Here is a 458-nt window from a genome sequence, read left to right on the forward strand (position 1 = left end):
TTCGACCGTGGCGACGAACCTCGCCGTCCTCAACGACGAACTCGGTCCCGTCGCCCGACTCGACGGCCCGAAGGCGGTCCTCGTCGACGACGACGTGACGGTCCTGAAGCGCAACGGCGACGACGGCGTCGTCCTCGGAACCGGGAGCGTCTCCGGCGCGAAGAAAGCGCAGTTCCTGACGGCGTGGGAGCAAGCGCTCGACGACGCCGACTGCGACTGGGACGACGTCGACTTCGTCGCGACCGGCACGCGAAAGGCAGACGAACCGGGGATGCTCGACGCGGCCGAGGAAATCGGCGCGGGCGTCGTCTACTTCGAAAAGGAGACGCTGACCGAGTTCGAAGGGCCGACCCCCTCGCGGTCGAAGGAACTCATCGGCTGGCCCGGCATCGCCGAGGCGAGCGCCATCGCCGGCGGCCGCGACCACGAACTCGTCGTCGAAAAGCAGCGCTACGACG

At 68.6% G+C, this 458-nt stretch carries 1 protein-coding gene; it reads left to right on the forward strand.

Going from position 1 to position 458, the window contains the following annotated elements; translation table 11 throughout:
• Positions 1–458, forward strand: a 458-nt coding sequence (locus tag DVK01_RS21360; protein ID WP_199722421.1) for a cobalamin biosynthesis protein, incomplete at both ends; no start/stop codon positions are given.

Origin of the sequence: Haloarcula sp. Atlit-120R (genome assembly GCF_003665885.1) — an archaeon.
Taxonomy (GTDB): Archaea; Halobacteriota; Halobacteria; order Halobacteriales; family Haloarculaceae; genus Haloarcula; species Haloarcula taiwanensis.